Annotated in this window: 2 protein-coding genes and 2 pseudogenes; all 4 read right to left on the reverse strand. The window is 60.9% G+C overall.

The genetic code is table 11. The annotated features are described in order from the left end of the window. Positions 1 to 223, reverse strand: a pseudogene (locus tag ACP5VX_RS07200) (hypothetical protein); the annotation flags it as partial. A gap of 8 nt (positions 224 to 231) precedes the next feature. Further along, positions 232 to 636, reverse strand: coding sequence for a hypothetical protein (locus ACP5VX_RS07205; protein ID WP_428725200.1), 405 nt, complete (start codon positions 634 to 636; stop codon positions 232 to 234). Between the two features lie 134 nt (positions 637 to 770). Then, positions 771 to 1268 carry a hypothetical protein gene (locus ACP5VX_RS07210; protein WP_428725201.1) on the reverse strand — a complete coding sequence of 166 codons (498 nt, stop codon included), beginning with the start codon at positions 1266 to 1268 and terminating at the stop codon, positions 771 to 773. Positions 1269 to 1322: 54 nt separating this feature from the next. Further along, positions 1323 to 1739, reverse strand: a pseudogene (locus ACP5VX_RS07215) (TrpB-like pyridoxal phosphate-dependent enzyme); the annotation flags it as partial.

Raw genomic sequence — 1739 nt, forward strand, 5'->3', positions numbered from 1 at the left:
GCTTCAGAAGAGACGCGACCGGTATCAGGCCGTTCACGGTCAAGTAGCCAAGCAGGAGTCCTATTACCCCGAACGAGAAGACAACGTTGTTAGCTACAATAGGCACGCCTCTGACACCCGTCACCCTTGCCAGCGACGGGGGCGCCATTTTGTCGACCGCGAGTGCGTACAATATCCTTATTGCCGCTAGCCAGGTTGTGTGGGCAGTGTTGAGGAACCACATGAAGGCCGCTAGTCCAGCAGAGGTATCAAGTACTTGTCGCTGGTGAAGAGGGACAGGTATACGAAGATCGACGGGGGTACCAGGGGCCTCCCGCTGAGGCTCTTCAAGACTCCGCGGTATGTGTAGTAGAGGTAGGAGTACGACGCGACGAGGCTTACCCCTAGCTTGGCCTCGACGACGAAGGGGACTAGGAGGTAGAGAGCGAAGACTGTCAGGAAGCCGAGCAGGTAGCCCCACGTGTACGACTTCACCGGGTCTTTGACCTCGCCGGCTACGAAGCTGGCCGACTCCAGCCTCGCGTAAGCCCAGAGAGCGGCGACCATTATACCACCGGTGGCGGCCGCGAGAGGAGCCGGGGTTAGAGGTGTCACCCCCCTGACAGCCCCCTTCAATGCGACGTCCTCGAATAGCATAGGGGTTTAAACCGGTGGCTCTAACCCAGTTCTCGTATATAGTGCTAGGGTCTGCGAGGTACAGGGCCACCGTGTACGCCAGCGTGATGAACAGCGGCGTTACCACTACTGGGGCTAGGACCCACTTCAACCGCCTAGTCCCCACGCTCGCGAGGATGAATAGTGCCGCTACCACTAGTACGCCCAGGTAGAGCTCCGTCAAAGGCTGGTTTAACACCACGCCCAGGTCCACTAGGAGCTGGTCGCCGGAGGCGAGCCCAGCCAAGAGGACGTTCCCCGCCAGCGCCTTTAACCCGTAGTATACGAGGAAGCCGAGAGAGCAGACTACCGCTGGCGGTCATGTAGTACCAGATCGCAATGAAGGCCACAACAGGAGAGACGGCCCTGGATATCAGCACGTAGGGCGCGGCAACCCTCTGGACGTTAAGCGCGACGTACACGAAGGCGAGGACCACCGGGACGTAGACCAGGCCCGCGAGGAGGTAGGCCAGTAGGTTCGAGCCCCCGTAGAGCCCGGGCGTACCCAGCATCTGGACTGTGAAGAAGGTGAAGCCCGAGGCTACGGGGTTGGCGACGACCCAGAGGAAGACCTCGAACCAGCCGAGCCCCGCTCGAGGGTGTAGACCCTCCACTTCTTGATCAAGAGCCTACCCATGTTGTTTTTCCTACTCCCGAAAAAATAAAAGTTACGTGTCCGGCAGGGCGTTGTAGAGGTACTCCTCGTACCCCTTCAGGTCGAGTAGCCCGTGCCCGCTGAGGTTGAAGACTATGACGGGCCTCTCGCAGGACCCCCTGTACCTCCTCGCTATGTCTATCACGGCCTTCACGGCGTGGGCGCTCTCCGGGGCGGGCACTATCCCCTGCAACCTCGCGAACAGGACGCCGGCCTCGAACACCTCCCTCTGCCCGTACGCCACGGGCTCCACCAGCTTGTGGTTTACGAGTATGCTTAGCGAGGGCGCCACCCCGTGGTACCTGAGGCCCCCGGCGTGTATGGGGGGCGGGACGAAGTCGTGCCCGAGCGTGTGCATCTTCAGCATCGGCGTCAGCCCGGCCGTGTCCCCGAAGTCGTACCTGTACTCCCCTCTGGTCATTGACGGCAC

The organism is Thermogladius sp., from assembly GCF_049970955.1.
GTDB lineage: Archaea > Thermoproteota > Thermoprotei_A > Sulfolobales > Desulfurococcaceae > Thermogladius.

Bases quoted from the DNA above. Each gene is read 5' to 3' on its own strand.
- ACP5VX_RS07205 (WP_428725200.1), bottom strand. From the start codon at position 636: ATGCTATTCGAGGACGTCGCATTGAAGGGGGCTGTCAGGGGGGTGACA.